General features: G+C 67.7%; 13 protein-coding genes. 2 read left to right on the top strand and 11 right to left on the bottom strand.

What is annotated here, in order from left to right; all coding sequences use genetic code 11:
* Positions 1–107: 107 nt before the first annotated feature.
* The 5 genes from proC to BST42_RS08760 form a co-directional block, all read right to left on the bottom strand.
* A complete protein-coding gene (gene proC / locus BST42_RS08780) occupies positions 108–971 on the bottom strand; it encodes a pyrroline-5-carboxylate reductase (RefSeq protein WP_083118187.1) in 864 nt (287 codons plus the stop codon).
* Between the two features lie 140 nt (positions 972–1,111).
* Positions 1,112–1,909: a thioesterase family protein gene (locus BST42_RS08775; protein ID WP_083118186.1), complete on the bottom strand. Its 798-nt coding sequence runs from the start codon at positions 1,907–1,909 to the stop codon at positions 1,112–1,114.
* 40 nt (positions 1,910–1,949) lie between these two features.
* Positions 1,950–2,795: a sugar phosphate isomerase/epimerase family protein gene (locus BST42_RS08770; RefSeq protein WP_083118185.1), complete on the bottom strand. Its 846-nt coding sequence runs from the start codon at positions 2,793–2,795 to the stop codon at positions 1,950–1,952.
* Positions 2,796–2,802: 7 nt separating this feature from the next.
* Positions 2,803–3,789, bottom strand: a complete 987-nt coding sequence (locus tag BST42_RS08765) for an Rv0497 family membrane protein (protein ID WP_083118184.1) — start codon at positions 3,787–3,789, stop codon at positions 2,803–2,805.
* On the bottom strand, positions 3,786–4,799 hold the full coding sequence (locus BST42_RS08760; RefSeq protein WP_083118183.1) for a Ppx/GppA family phosphatase: 1,014 nt from the start codon (positions 4,797–4,799) through the stop codon (positions 3,786–3,788). The genes BST42_RS08765 and BST42_RS08760 overlap by 4 nt, the downstream gene beginning before the upstream one ends.
* Positions 4,800–4,850: 51 nt before the next feature.
* Between BST42_RS08760 and BST42_RS08755 the strand changes: the two genes are divergently transcribed.
* Positions 4,851–5,672: a DUF3109 family protein gene (locus BST42_RS08755; protein ID WP_083118182.1), complete on the top strand. Its 822-nt coding sequence runs from the start codon at positions 4,851–4,853 to the stop codon at positions 5,670–5,672.
* Between the two features lie 356 nt (positions 5,673–6,028).
* A complete protein-coding gene (locus tag BST42_RS08750) occupies positions 6,029–7,402 on the top strand; it encodes a sugar transferase (protein ID WP_237159319.1) in 1,374 nt (457 codons plus the stop codon).
* 17 nt (positions 7,403–7,419) lie between these two features.
* Here BST42_RS08750 and BST42_RS08745 read toward each other — a convergent pair whose 3' ends face one another.
* The 6 genes from BST42_RS08745 to BST42_RS08720 all read right to left on the bottom strand — a co-directional run bounded on the left by BST42_RS08745 (position 7,420) and on the right by BST42_RS08720 (position 13,362).
* Positions 7,420–8,106, bottom strand: a complete 687-nt coding sequence (locus BST42_RS08745; RefSeq protein ID WP_083118180.1) for a winged helix-turn-helix domain-containing protein — start codon at positions 8,104–8,106, stop codon at positions 7,420–7,422.
* Positions 8,103–9,308 (bottom strand): sensor histidine kinase, encoded by a 1,206-nt coding sequence (locus BST42_RS08740; RefSeq protein ID WP_083118179.1) that lies wholly within the window; start codon positions 9,306–9,308, stop codon positions 8,103–8,105. The genes BST42_RS08745 and BST42_RS08740 overlap by 4 nt, the downstream gene beginning before the upstream one ends.
* Before the next feature lie 133 nt (positions 9,309–9,441).
* Positions 9,442–10,188 (bottom strand): phosphoglyceromutase, encoded by a 747-nt coding sequence (locus BST42_RS08735; protein ID WP_083118178.1) that lies wholly within the window; start codon positions 10,186–10,188, stop codon positions 9,442–9,444.
* 12 nt (positions 10,189–10,200) lie between these two features.
* Positions 10,201–10,722: a type III secretion system chaperone family protein gene (locus BST42_RS08730; protein ID WP_083118177.1), complete on the bottom strand. Its 522-nt coding sequence runs from the start codon at positions 10,720–10,722 to the stop codon at positions 10,201–10,203.
* Positions 10,719–12,056, bottom strand: a complete 1,338-nt coding sequence (gene mshA / locus BST42_RS08725; RefSeq protein ID WP_308207487.1) for a D-inositol-3-phosphate glycosyltransferase — start codon at positions 12,054–12,056, stop codon at positions 10,719–10,721. Before mshA ends, BST42_RS08730 begins: the two co-directional genes overlap by 4 nt.
* A 10-nt stretch (positions 12,057–12,066) precedes the next feature.
* On the bottom strand, positions 12,067–13,362 hold the full coding sequence (locus tag BST42_RS08720) for an ROK family protein (protein ID WP_083118176.1): 1,296 nt from the start codon (positions 13,360–13,362) through the stop codon (positions 12,067–12,069).
* Positions 13,363–13,448: the final 86 nt, after the last annotated feature.

The raw sequence follows: 13,448 nt of genomic DNA, 5'->3' as shown, positions 1-13,448 counted from the left end.
AGCGGCTTCCCCACCGCTGGCACCCAGCCGTGCATACACGAGGAGAATAGCGTGGCGGATGGGGTTACTGCGACGGGTGTGGGTCAATCCATCAGAAATTCTTTGAACTACTCTGATGTAATTCCTAGCTGCTCAGAGCGGGTTTTTGCGGCATCGATGGCAGCTGCGAGGGCCGCCCGCAGCCCACCGTTCTCGAGTTCCCGCAGGCCAGCGGCCGTCGTCCCGCCGGGCGACGTCACCATCGCCCGCAGCCGAGCCGGCGACGTGTCCAGGCCGACGTCTTCGCCAGCAGCACGCTGGCTGTCGAGGCGTTCCAGCAGCATCGCCGCGGATCCGGCCATGGTCTGGACGGCAAGGTCCGTGGCGACGGCCCTCCCGAGCCCGTTGGCGACCGCCGCGTCGACCAATGCTTCGACGAACAGAAAGAAGTAGGCGGGCCCCGAACCGGAGACGGCCGTGACGGCGTCCAGCTGGCTCTCCGGGACCGTCAACACGTCGCCGACGCAGCGGAACACCGCCGCGACGTCAGCGAGCTGCTCAGCGGTGGCGAACCGCCCCGGCGCCATGGCGCTGACGCCCGCACCGACCAGAGCCGGTGCGTTGGGCATCACCCGGACCACCGGTGATCCCGCGGGCAGTCGCGATTCGTAGAAGCCGATCGTCACCCCTGCGGCGACGGTGACGAACACCTGCTCGACGGTGTCGCTCTCGGCCCGCGCTGCGGACTCCGCGATCTCGGCGACGACGGACTCGGCATCACCGGGCTTGACCGCCACGATGACGAATGTCGCGGTCTCCACTGCCTCCGACACCGACGCCAGCTGGATCGAATACTTCTCGCCCAGAAAGCGGGCACGCTCCGGCATGCGCTCGGAGACGACGATGTCCTTCACCTGCCGGCCCGCCCGAAGCAGCCCCGCAAGGATCGCCTCGCCCATACTGCCGCCGCCGATGATCGCGATTCTGGCCATGCCGGAGACCCTATCGGCCGACCGATGCGGGCCGCCTGCGGCACGAGGAGGAGGCCGATGATTTGGCCTGAGCGGCCGACCGAGATCCCCACGCTTTCGGCGCGCTCTCGTTCGCTTCAGCGGCGGTTAGCGCACCGCCATCACTGGGCGGGCACCAGTGCGAGCTGGCGAGTCTGCACGATGATGCGCCCGGCGCTGTCGACCACGGTGTGGTCCTCGTCGAACCAGTCCTGGCCGATCTGGGTCGTCGTGCACGCCACCCGCAGCCAACCCTGGTCGGGCAGGCCCCGCAGATACGCCGTCATCTGTACGGTCGGCGCCCAGCCGCGGCGGCCCACCGCATAGCAGGCAGGCACCGAGATGTCGCCGCACATCAGCGCGAACAACACGTCCACCGGCCCGTCCTTGGGCCGCACCCAGATCTTGAACACCGGCGCACCGGACTCGGTGCGGGTCTCGTCCAGGTCGGGGCGGATATCGCAACCGCGCGCCAGATTGTTGATCGCTGCCGCCGGATGGCCCGGACCGATCGGTTCGATGTGCTCCGGCGGCTCGACGCTCATCAGCGGTGTCACCGGATTGGCCGACAGCAGGGGCTCGACGTGATGTTCGGGATCGCCAAGGGTGACGACGCTGCGCACGCACGTGCGCCCACCCTGGGTGAGGGCCACATCGACCAAACCGATTCGGCGGCCACGCTTCTGCACACTTGTGACGAGCTGCACCGAACCGGGGTCCGGCGCCGACAGGAAGTCCGCCGATACGGCAACCGGTTCAAAGCCTTCCTGCTCGTAGGCCGCTCTAGCAGCATTGGCGCACAGGGCCAACATCACGCCGCCGTGGATCTTGGGTCCAATTGTCCAGTGCTCGTTGAGGTTTGCCTCAAAGCCATCCTCGGCAGGGGTCAACTTCATCGCGTCGGCGAACCGGGGGTGCATCAATGCCTTTCTCACACAACAATTCCGCGCGCCGCGGCACTCACCGCAGCAGGTGGGTGCGCGCGAACTGCAGCGATTCGACCAGCAGCGCTTCGCGCTCGGCCTTGGTACGCGCACCCGAGGTGGTGACCTCCAGGATCACATGCCCGGTGAAGTCGCTCGCGGCCAGCATCTGGCACACCTCGGCGGTCGGCTGAGTTCCCCGGCCGGGCACCAGGTGTTCGTCGGTGGAGGCACCGTTGCCGTCACAGAGATGCAGGTGCACCAGACCCTCACCCATCCGGTCGGCCATCTCCAGGGCGTCGGTGCCCGCTGTCGCGGTGTGGGACAGGTCCAGCGTGTAGTGGGCGTGATTGCCGTCCAGCGGGTCGTACGAGGGCGCGAACGCCGAAATGCCCACCCCGGGACGGCCGCCGCGCTTGCGCATGCGCTCGATCGACGGGTCGCCGGAACCGAAGAACCTGTCGGCACGGAACGGAAACATGTTCTCCACTGCAACGAGAACGTCACTGCGACTTTCCAACTCGGCGACCTGCTCGCTGAAACCCTCGGCGTAGCGACGCTGCCATCGGAACGGCGGATGGACCACGACGGTCTGCGCACCGAGTCGCTCGGCGGCCTGCACGCTGCGGGTCAGCTTCGGGATGGGATTGGCGCCCCACACCCGCTGGGAGATCAGCAGGCACGGCGCGTGCACCGACAACACCGGCACGTTGTACCGCCGGGACAGCGTGGCGATGGCGCCGATGTCTTGGCTCACGGTTTCGGCCCACACCATGAGTTCGACTCCGTCGTAACCCAATTCGGCCGCGTACTCGAATGCGGCCTCGGTCCTCAGCGGATAGACCGAGGCCGTCGACAGACCGACCTTGATGGCTGGGCGCACTGACGAATCAGGTCGATTGCAGCAGCGCCAGCGGGCCGAGCGTCACCAGCGCACCGACCGCCACGGCGATCAGCGTGCTGGCGATGTCCTCGGTTTTACGGACGATTCGGACGGCCACCACCAAGCCGAGGATGACCAACACCGAAAGCACCAGCGCGACGATGTTGTTCCACCGCCACAGCTGGTCGAACGCGATGAACAGCCCGGCCCCGAACGCGACGGCGAGGATCGACTGCCCGGCCACCAGCAGCCCACGCCAGAGTGCGGTGAGCTTGCCCTCGCGCGGGTGGTCCTCGGCGTGGTCCGCCTGGGCGTCGAGGTCTTCCGCCGCGTCGCCGTCGAGTTCGTCGACGGCCACACCGCGGCGGGCGAGGTCGTCGGCGACGGTCTGGCCGCTGAACAAAGCACCGGCGGAGGACCGCAGATAGGACTGCAGCTCGGCGGCCTCGTCGACCTGTTCCTCAGCGGTCAGGTCGAGGACGGGCGCCGCCTCATCGACCGGGTCGAACGCCATCTGCTCGGCGTCGGAGTCCGATTCGTCGGCCGGGGCCGGTTCGGGCCGGCGCAGCGGGCGCGGGTCATACGCGCGTTCCGGGCCCGGCTCGCGCCGCGGCAGTGGGCTGTCCGAGCGCGGTGGCGGTCCGTCGAACGGGCGCTCCGGCGCTTCGTCCTCGTGTTCCTCGTGGTGTTTGTCTGCCTCGTCGTCGACCACCTCGGTGGCGGCGGCCGCCCCGTTGGTGGCGGCGGTCCCCTGGGCGGGCGGCTCCTGCTCGGCCGGCTCCTCGGCGACCTCGTCCGCACGCACGACGGGCATCTCGCCGGTCCGAAAAATCGGGATCTCGCCGGTCAGTTCGGCGACAGTCACGGCGTCACTGTTGCCGCGGCGACGACGGCGGCGCCCCCCGACCGGCGGTGAGCCGATCGTTCCATTCTTGGCGAGCAGCTCGGCCACCGAGATGGGCCGGCTGTTCTCGCTGTCATCTGGTGCTGTCATCGTGTGCCTCTCGATCGGGCAGTCGACCGATCAAAATTCTTGCTTCCAGCATCCCCCACGGCGGTTTCCACCAGGGCAGTTCCGTCAGCTTCACTGTCGAGTCGGCGCAGGATGAGACCCTCGCGCAGCGCCCACGGGCAGATGTCCACGGATTCCAATGACAGTGCTCGCATGCTCGCCTCCGCCACCAGAGCACCGGCCACTATCTGTGGCGCCCGCTCGGCACTGACTCCCTCCAACTCGGCACGATCTGTCGTGGTCATCCTAGAGATGAAAGATATGAGCTGCCTCAGGCCGTTGAGGGTCAGCGTTCGTTTGACCCTCGGGCCGGCACCTGACGGGGCGGCGCCGGTGAGTCGCGCCAGCGACCGGAAGGTCTTCGACGTCGCGACCGCGAGGTCGGGGAGGCCGGCGTCCAGGACGAATGCACTGGCCTCGGCCAGCTCATTGTCGAGCCAATCGCGCAGCATCGCGACGCGGCGGCGGCCCGGCGGGTCGTCCGGGAGCCATTCGCGAGTGAGCCGGCCTGCGCCCAACGGCAGGGACAGCGCCACCTCGGGCGCCTCGTCGACGCCGTTGGACAGCTCCAGTGAGCCGCCGCCGATGTCGAGGTTGATGATGCGGCCCGCGCTCCAGCCGTACCAGCGGCGCACCGCCAGGAACGTCAGGCGCGACTCGTTCGAACCGGACAGGACCTGCAGGTTCACCCCGGTCTCGGCGAGCACGCGCGCCAGGACGTCCTCGGAGTTCTTGGCGTCCCGCACCGCCGAGGTGGCGAAGGCCATCAAGTCGGCGCAGCCCGAGCTGGCCGCGATCTTGGCGAATTCGTCGATCGTCTCGATCAGCTTGTCGGCGCCCCGGCGGGTCAGCTTGCCCGAGTCGTCGATCGCCTCCGCGAGCCGCAGCGCGGCTTTGGTCGAGCTCATCGGAGTCGGATGGCCGCCGCGGTGGGCATCGACCACCAGTAGATGAACTGTGTTGCTGCCCACGTCGAGCACGCCTAATCGCACGTGAACAAAACTAGCCTGCGTTCCCTGCGCGGCACCTGCGACATGGGGCAAATGCCAGCGCGAAGGTGGCGCGCACTTGGACTACGGTTGGGCGCTGTGACAGATGCGCACGTGCACGAAGTCGACCTGGACTTCCCCCGCGAGTGGGTGGAGTTCTACGACCCGGACAATCCGGAACATCTGATCGCCGCGGATTTGACTTGGCTGCTGTCGAATTGGACGTGCGTGTTCGGCACGCCGGCCTGCAAGGGCACCGTCGAGGGCCGCCCGGACGACGGTTGCTGTTCGCACGGGGCTTTCCTGTCCGACGACGACGACCGCGCCAACCTCGACGACGCCGTCAAGCACCTGACCGACGAGGATTGGCAGTTCCGGGACAAGGGACTGGGCCGCAAGGGCTACCTCGAGATGGACGAGTTCGACGACAAACCGAGCCTGCGCACCCGCAAATACAAGGGCGCCTGCATCTTCCTCAACCGGCCGGGTTTCCCGACTGGCATCGGCTGCGCGCTGCACACCAAGGCGCTCAAGCTCGGGGTCGAGCCGCTGACCATGAAGCCTGAGGTGTGTTGGCAGCTCCCCATCCGGCGCGTCCAGGAGTGGATCACCCGGCCGGACGGTTCGGAGATCCTGAAATCCACGATCACCGAATACGACCGCCGCGGCTGGGGTGAAGGTGGGGCCGACCTGCACTGGTACTGCACCGGTGACCCGGGCGCCCACGTCGGCGCCAAGCAGGTGTGGCAGTCCTACGCCCCGGAATTGACCGAGTTGCTCGGCGCGAAGGCGTACTCGGAGTTGGCGGCGATGTGCCGGCGCCGTAGCGGCTTCCCCCTGATCGCCATCCATCCGGCCACTCGCGCCGCGCAGTAGCGCAGATCTACAGCCCCGGCGTTCCGACCACGCCGTGTAGTAGAAGCGTTATTTGCTAGTTCTGCACCACTCTGCACAAAACTCGTGATCTTCGTCATGGGTCTCCAAGGTTGCCTTGCGCCCTAAGTAGAGTTACGGTGCAGTTAATAGCAGTTCGGTGACTATGGGAGCGGATCTTCGCTGTGTTGGCTGAACAGTCTGATAATCAGATATCAGTCGGTAACAACTGCCCAAATAATCTTCGCCAAATCTCTACCTCAGCGTTATTTGACGAGAGCAGCATCCCGCCGCTCTGGCAGCAGGCGCAGGCCTCGCGGCGCGAGACCCGGCGCTTCCGCCACTCCAAGCGACTGATCTTGACTGACGCCATCGTCATTTGCCTGGCTTCGGCCGTCGCGACCGTGACGGTGTTCGCCGGCGATCCCACGGCCCTGCTGACCTACGCCGTCGGCTCAGCCGCCCTGGCCGCGTTGTGGATGGCCGCGCTGGGCCTCACCGGATACCGCGCCCGCCGGGTGGTGGGCCGCGACGTCGGCGAGTACATGAGCGTCATCCTCGCCACACTCCAGCTTTTCGGACTGATCGCGATCGGTGCCCTGCTCCTTGACGTCGACGTGTCGCGAACCTATCTCGGGATCGCCTTCGTGGTCGGCCTGCTCGGCCTCCTGACCGGACGGATGTGCTGGCGCCGGGTGGCAGCCGCCGAACTACGCCGCGCCGAGCACCAGATCTCCGTGCTCGTCGTGGGCAGCGCGCGGACCGCTACCGACGTTGCCACCAACTTCGTGCGAGATCCCGGCGCCGGTTACCGCGTCGTGGGCATCTGCACACCCACCGGACCAATCCGGCAAGACGACGGCATCGAGGTCGACGGACACCACATCCCGATCGTGGGCATCGACCAGGCCATTGCCGACGCCGTCCGCCGCACGGATGCCCACACCGTCGCACTGGCCGCCACCGATCATCTGCATCCGACCGAGATCCGCCGGCTGATCTGGGAACTCGACTCGCTGGGTGTAGACCTGATGATCGCCCCCGGACTGGTGGATATCGCCGAAGATCGGCTGCACAGCCGACCCGTCGCCGGCATGGCGATGTTCGAAGTGACCAAGCCGCAGTACGACGGCGCCAACTCTGCGGCCAAGCGGTTGTTCGACGTCGTGTTCACCCTGGCCGCGATGGCGGTCATGGCGCCGGTGTTCTTACTCGCCGCGCTGGCGGTGCGACTGTCCGGACCCGGGCCGGTGTTCTACGCCTCCGAGCGAATCGGATTCAAGGGCACCACATTCAAGATGCTGAAGTTCCGCAGCATGGTCGACGGCGCAGACACAGAAGCGCCGGCGATGATCGCCGCCGCCGGTGGCGACCCGGTGTTCTGGAAAGACAAGAACGACCCGCGGATCACCCAGGTGGGCAAGGTCATTCGCAAATACAGCATCGATGAACTTCCGCAGTTCATCAACGTGCTGCGCGGCGATATGAGCGTGGTGGGGCCGCGCCCGCAGGTGCGCCGCGAGGTCGACTCATACGACGACCTGGTCCGTAGGCGCCTGACGGTGAAGCCCGGCCTGACCGGGCTCTGGCAGGTCAGCGGACGGTCGGACCTTCCGCTCGAGGATGCCGTCCGCCTCGATCTCAGTTACATCGAAAACTGGTCGCCCATCCGCGATCTGGTAATCATCGCCAAGACCATCAAGACCGTCCTGAGCGGCGAAGGGGCCTACTAGGCCCACCCGCCCGGCAACTAGCCTTCCAGCTTGTAGCCCAAACCGCGCACGGTGACCAGATGCACCGGGTTGGCGGGGTCGCCTTCGATCTTCGAGCGCAGACGCTTGACGTGGACGTCGAGGGTCTTGGTATCCCCCACGTAGTCCGCACCCCAGACCCGGTCGATCAGCTGACCGCGGGTGAGGACCCGTCCGCTGTTACGCATCAGGTACTCGAGAAGGTCGAATTCCTTGAGCGGCAAGGTGATCGGTTCGCCGGCGACGGTCACGACGTGGCGTTCGACATCCATCCGGACCGGGCCGGCCTCCAGGATCGCATCGCCGATGCCGGAATCCTCGGTGTCGCTGCCGCGGCGCAGCACCGCCCGGATGCGGGCGATCAGTTCGCGGGCCGAGTACGGCTTGGTCACGTAATCGTCGGCGCCAAGTTCCAGGCCGACGACCTTGTCGATCTCGCTGTCGCGCGCGGTCACCATGATCACCGGCACGCTGGAGCGGGCCCGCAGCTGCTTACACACATCGGTGCCGGTCATGCCCGGCAGCATCAGATCGAGCAGCACGATGTCGGCCCCCGACCGGTCGAATTCGGCCAGCGCGGACGGGCCGTCGCCGACCACGGTGGCCTCGAACCCTTCCTTGCGCAGCAGGAAAGCCAGCGGGTCGGCCAGCGATTCTTCGTCCTCCACGATCAACACGTTGGTCATTGGCGTAGTGCCTCCTCGTCAATGGCCGACAGGTCGGCCGGTTCGTCGTCATCGGTATGTGGATAGGCGGGAATGGACAGGGTGAACGTCGAGCCGGTGCCCGGCTGGCTCCACAGCCGGATGCTGCCGTTGTGATTGGCCGCCACGTGTTTGACGATGGCCAGCCCGAGGCCGGTTCCGCCGGTGGCCCGCGAGCGGGCCTTATCGACCCGGAAGAAGCGTTCGAACACCCGCTCCTGATCGGCGCGGGCGATCCCGATACCCCGGTCGGTGACGGCGATCTCGATGTTGTCGCCGCGACGGCGGCGACTGATCGACACCTTCGATCCGTCCGGTGAGTAGGCGATCGCATTGGAGATCAGGTTGGCCAGTGCGGTGACCAACAGCGACTGGTCGCCCAACACCCGGAACCCACTCGGCGCGTCGGTTGTCACCGAGATGTCGGCATTGTCAGCGGCTACCTTGTGCCGCGAAATCGCTTCGCTGACAACCGAATCCACGTCAACGCTGTCAAGGTCGGGAAGCGGCTCGGCACCCTGCAGTCGGGACAGTTCGATCAGCTCGCGGACCATGTTGGCCAGCCGCTGAGACTCGGTGAGGATCTTCTGGCCGAAATGGCGCACGGTCTCGGCGTCGTCGCCCGACTCCAGCAGCGCCTCGGCCAGCACACCCATCGCGGCCACCGGGGTCTTGAGTTCGTGGCTGACGTTGGCCACGAAGTCACGCCGACTGGCCTCCATGCGGGCCTGCTCGGACTGGTCGTCGACGTAGACCACGACGAAGCGGGGATCCTGCTTGCTCAACAGCCGAACGTGCCCGCGTACCGACAGCCCCGAGCGGCCGGCTGACGCACGCTGCGGCTGGGACAGGTCGACCTCGACGCCCTCACCGGTCGCCAACACGCTTTGGGCGGCCGTCCAGGCCCGCTCGTCGAGCTGGCGGTCCCGCACGATGCCGAGTTCGGTGGCGCGGTCGTTGATGAACACCACGTCGCGATGGGAGTCGACGACCACCATCCCGATCGGCGCCAGCGATACGACGTGCTGCAGCATCTGCGACACCGTGATGCCGGCCTCGGTGATCGCGCGGCGCTGCCGGCGCTCCATGATCCGTGGGGTGAGTGCGGCCCCGATCCCGAGTCCGCAAGCAAGCGCTACCAGCGCCGCGGCGGTGGCCAGTACTACCACCGAGCCAACACTCACAGGAAAATCGTACGCATCCGGTGAACGTCATCCCAGCAGCGTGCAGCCAAATCGGTGCACGTCACACTCTCAGCGCGCATGTATTCCGCCCCCGTTTACCCGGCGTTTGCCAAACCCGGGGTGAACACCGGAGTTACTTGGCGCCCTGGCTGGCGACCGCGGCTGCACCGGCGGCGGCCGCGTCGGGATCCAGGTAGGTGCCGCCCGGCACCCGCGGCTTCAGATCGGCGTCCAGGTCGTAGCGCAGCGGAATGCCGGTCGGGATGTTCAGGCCAACGACGTCGGCGTCGGACATGTTGTCCAGGTACTTCACCAGGGCCCGCAGCGAGTTGCCGTGCGCCACCATCAGCACCGTCTTGCCTGCTTGCAGATCCGGAACGATCGTCTCGGTGAAGTACGGGACGAAGCGGGCCACGACGTCGGCAAGGCATTCGGTCAGCGGGCCGCCGTCGATGTCGGCGTAGCGCGGGTCGGCGTCCTGGCTGTACTTGCTGCCCTTCTCGATGGGCGGCGGCGGGGTGTCGTAGCTGCGCCGCCACAGCATGAACTGTTCCTCGCCGTATTTTTCCTTGGTCTCGGCCTTGTCGAGCCCTTGCAGCGCCCCGTAATGCCGCTCGTTGAGCCGCCAGTTGCGGGTCACCGGGATCCACAACCGGTCGGCGGCATCCAGCGCCAGGTGGGCGGTGGTGATCGCGCGGCGCAGCAGCGAGGTGTACAGCACGTCGGGCAACAGCCCCTGCTCGGCCATCAACTTGCCGCCGCGCACCGCCTCAGCGCGGCCCTTGTCGGTGAGATCGACGTCCACCCAGCCGGTGAACAGGTTCAGCGCGTTCCATTCGCTTTCGCCGTGCCGCAGCAGGATCAGTGTGGAGTCAGCCATGCCGGAATCCTCTCATGACGCCGATGAGTCGTCCTCGTCGATGAGGTGCTCGAAGGCCGCGAGATTCTTCAGCGATTCGCCGCGCGACACCCGCCACGCCCACTCCTTCTGGATCGACGACTTGAAGCCCAGTTCCAGCAACGTGTTGAAGTCGGTGTCGACGGCTTCGAGCACCTGGCCGAGCACCCGGTCCAGCTCGTCGGCGGTCACCGACTCCAGCGCCATCCGCCCGATCAGATAGATGTCGCCGGTGTTGTCCAGTGTGTAGGCCACCCCGTAGAGCCGGCGGTTGCGCTTCAGCAGGAACCGGTAGACGCCCTGGTGGTTTTCATCGGGCTGACGGCAGACGAACGCCTCGACGCGCACCGAATGCTCACCGACGCTCAGCAGGGTGTTGGTCTTGAGCTTGCGCTCCCCCGGCAGTTCGACGATCAGTCCCGGCAGCCCGCCGTGGGCACCTTCGTGGCGGGTGTAGACCAGCCCGTGCTCATCCAGCGCCTTTTCGATGATCTGATGGACGTCGGCTTGACTCATAACCGCACACCGCGCCGCATCGACCAGCGCCGCCCGTTGCGCTTGGCCAGCGCGTCACCGGCCGCACGGCGGTGCCGGGCGCTGGCGTAGTCGTCGATCGCATGGCCGTAGCTGGTCAGCAGCCCGTCGACGGTGTGCGCCCAGGAGAACCCCTGCGCATGCGCGACGGCCGCTCGGCTCAGGTCGTCGGAGTCGCGGGCCAGCAGCGCGGCGATGGCGTCGGCCCACTGGCCGGGCTCGTGGCCGTTGACCAGCGCGCCGCTGACTCCGTCCGCCACCGCCACCGGCAACCCGCCGACCGCGGCGGCGACCACCGGAGTACCGCACGCCTGCGCCTCCACGGCGACCAGGCCGAAGGACTCGGAATAGCTCGGCACGGCGACCAGATCGGCGGCGCGGTAGACGTTCACCAGTTGCTCGCGCGACTGGGGCGGAAGGAAGGTCACCCGGTCTGCGATACCCAGTTCGGCGGCAAGACCCACCAACACATCGGGTGCGGCCAGGCCGCTGCCGGACGGGCCGCCGGCCACCAGCACCCGCACGCCGGGGAGTCGGGCGGCGGCCCGCAGCAGCACATCGGGTGCCTTGAGCGGCTGGATGCGCCCGACGAAGGCGACCACGCGCTCGCCGTCGGGCAGGCCGAGCGCTGCCCGCGCGGTGCGCCGGTCCCCGGGAGTGAAGGTGTCCAGGTCGACGCCCGGGTACACCACATCGATCCGCCGGGGATCGGCATTGTGCAGCGAAATGAGTTGGTGCGCTTCATCTTCGGTGTTGACGACCAGCCGGTCGGCCTCGTCGACCACTTGTTGTTCACCCACCGCGCGCAGCGGTGGCTCGGGCGCGTCACCGTCGGCCAATGCGGCGTTCTTCACCGCGGCCAGCGTGTGGGCGGTATGTACCAGCGGCACCGCCCACCGGTCGCGGGCCAGCCAGCCGACCTGGCCGGAGAGCCAGTAATGCGAATGCACGATGTCGTAGTAGCCGGGCTCGTGGTTGGCTTCGGCGCGCAGCACTCCGGCGGTGAACGCACACAGCTGAGTGGGCAGGTCGTACTTGTCGAGCCCCTCGAAGGGCCCCGCCACGACATTGCGCACCAGAACCCCGGGCGCCACCCGGACCAGCGGCTGATCCGACGACGAGGTCGCCCGGGTGAAGATCTCCACCTCCACCCCACGCCGGGCCATCTGCAGCGCGGTCTGCAGCACGTAGACGTTCATCCCGCCGGCGTCCCCGGTCCCAGGCTGTGCCAGTGGGGAGGTGTGCACCGACAACACCGCGACGCGCCGCGGCAACGAATCGGTCGAACTGTCGCTCAGTTCCCGGGCGTGCCGCACGCCTCCATCTTTACACCGCTGCTTCGCGACGGTTCTGCGCCCGTCTCAGCGCACCGATCGGGTCGGCGTACAGCCCGCCCAGTGAGACGATCCCGGCGCCGGCGTCCTGCACCCGGTTGCCGAACGCGGTCACCCGGATACCGCGGCCCGGCAGCACCGACCGCTCGGCGAACGCGGCCTCGACCAGCGCCATGCCCTCGGGGTATTCGGTGAAGGCCTGGCCGCCGACCACCAGGTCGTCGGGGTTGAGCATGTCGCGCAGCAACGCCACCGCCCCGCCCAGAACGCGGGCCCGCTCGGCCAGCAGTTCCCGGGCGCCGATCGCGGCCGGTGTGTCGCCCTGGCGGGCGGTGCGCAACAGCGTGGTCATCGACGCGACCGGTCCGGAGCCCGGCAGGATGCCACGCTTACGGGCCGCGGCCAGCACCGCCTCGTCGCTGACCGTTGATTCCAATTGTCCACTGCCGCCAAGCGATTCGGAGGTCACCGGCAGGGCGGCAATGGTGCCTGGACCGCTGATCGGGCTGTGCACCCGGCCGCCGATCACCAGCGCGAAGCCGACCGTCTCACGGGCGTAGACGTACAGGCTGCTCGACGCCGGAGCAGGCTGACGACGCAGCCCGAGCAGGAGTTCGGCACCTGCCATCGCATCCACATGGGATGCCACCGACACCGGCAGACCCAATGCCTCGGCCAGCACCGGTCCGACGGGGGCTTGTGTCCAACCCAGTCGGCCGTGGTCGACGTGGCCCGTTCCGCTGTCGACCACACCACCGATCGCCACGCCGATCCACAGCGGACGCCGGCGATGCCAGCGGCTCAGATAGCGACGGGCGCTGCCGGCCAACGACGCCAGCGCGGCGGCCTGACCGCCGCGCGGCGTCGGTGTCTCAACCGCGTCGAGGGTGCGGCCGAGCAAGTCGGTCGCGACGATGTTCGTGGTTCGCGCGCCGATGTGGATGCCGAGGGTCAGGAACGGCTCGTGGTGGACCTCGACCGGAACCCGCGGGCGGCCGATCGCGCCCGACACGGCCAAATCGGCCCGCTCACGCAGGATCCCGGCATCCAGCAGGGCGGTGACCTGGCGGTTCACCGTGGCGATCGACAGGTTGGTGACCTGGGCGATCACATCGCGGCCGACGGCGCCACGCTGGCGGACGGCCGCGAAGACCGACGCGGCAGCCCCGTCGGGGATCCGCAGCGACGGGGCCACGATGTGGTGGCGGGTCCGTAGCGGATGCAGGCGGGCCGCGTCATGCGCAGAAGTGCGGAGCGGATCGCGGGACGAAAGGGCGACGGTACGCATCGGGGTGTCCTTCTCGAGTCGGAGGCGGGGGCCTATGCCACACCTGGCGACGTGAGCGGGACGAGAGAAGAAAGTCCGGTCGAGTC

Origin of the sequence: Mycolicibacterium rhodesiae (assembly GCF_002086695.1) — a bacterium.
Taxonomy (GTDB): domain Bacteria; phylum Actinomycetota; class Actinomycetes; order Mycobacteriales; family Mycobacteriaceae; genus Mycobacterium; species Mycobacterium rhodesiae.
This window is presented reverse-complemented; position numbering and strand designations above follow the sequence as displayed.

Excerpts from the sequence above, each read along its gene's own strand:
- BST42_RS08720 (WP_083118176.1), bottom strand. The coding sequence starts at position 13,362 with ATGCGTACCGTCGCCCTTTCGTCCCGCGATCCGCTCCGCACTTCTGCG.
- BST42_RS08745 (WP_083118180.1), bottom strand. The coding sequence starts at position 8,106 with ATGACCAACGTGTTGATCGTGGAGGACGAAGAATCGCTGGCCGACCCG.
- BST42_RS08765 (WP_083118184.1), bottom strand. The coding sequence starts at position 3,789 with ATGACAGCACCAGATGACAGCGAGAACAGCCGGCCCATCTCGGTGGCC.
- proC (WP_083118187.1), bottom strand. The coding sequence starts at position 971 with ATGGCCAGAATCGCGATCATCGGCGGCGGCAGTATGGGCGAGGCGATC.
- BST42_RS08755 (WP_083118182.1), top strand. The coding sequence starts at position 4,851 with ATGCCAGCGCGAAGGTGGCGCGCACTTGGACTACGGTTGGGCGCTGTG.
- BST42_RS08730 (WP_083118177.1), bottom strand. The coding sequence starts at position 10,722 with ATGAGTCAAGCCGACGTCCATCAGATCATCGAAAAGGCGCTGGATGAG.
- BST42_RS08775 (WP_083118186.1), bottom strand. The coding sequence starts at position 1,909 with ATGCACCCCCGGTTCGCCGACGCGATGAAGTTGACCCCTGCCGAGGAT.
- BST42_RS08735 (WP_083118178.1), bottom strand. The coding sequence starts at position 10,188 with ATGGCTGACTCCACACTGATCCTGCTGCGGCACGGCGAAAGCGAATGG.